The organism is Cupriavidus sp. 05N38 (assembly GCF_056397345.1).
In genome coordinates this window covers 1-450 of the sequence record NZ_JBFTNF010000180.1, presented here as the reverse complement: position 1 = coordinate 450, position 450 = coordinate 1, and the positions used below count along the sequence as shown (strand labels likewise).

The following is a 450-nucleotide window of genomic DNA, read 5'->3' as shown; positions in this document are numbered from 1 at the left end:
AACCTGGGCCGTTCCGGGACCGTGACCGAATCGCAGGAAGGCACCGACGCCGTCGTCCATGCGGCCCTCGACGCCGGGATTACCTTCTTTGACGTCGCGGACACCTACGGCCGGGAGCCGGGCCTCAGCGAGACCATGCTCGGCAAAGCCCTGGGCGCCCGCCGCGGCGACGCGGTCATCGGCACCAAGTTCGGCATGGACATGCGCGGCGCCAATGGCGAGGACTTTGGGGCGCGCGGATCCCGCCGCTACATCATCAAGGCAGCGGAAGCCTCGCTGCGCCGGCTCGGCACGGACTGGATCGACCTCTACCAGTTCCACACCCCGGACCCGCTCACGCCCGTCGAGGAGACGCTCTCGGCCCTCGATGACCTCGTCACCAGCGGCAAGGTCCGCTACATCGGCCACTCCAACCGCGCCGGCTGGCAGATCGCCGAGGCCGAATACGTG

General features: G+C 69.1%; 1 protein-coding gene. It reads left to right on the top strand.

The features are described from left to right. Window positions 1-21: 21 nt before the first annotated feature. A partial coding sequence (locus AC1DK4_RS40815; RefSeq protein ID WP_477132279.1) for an aldo/keto reductase occupies window positions 22-450 on the top strand: 429 nt, incomplete at its 3' end.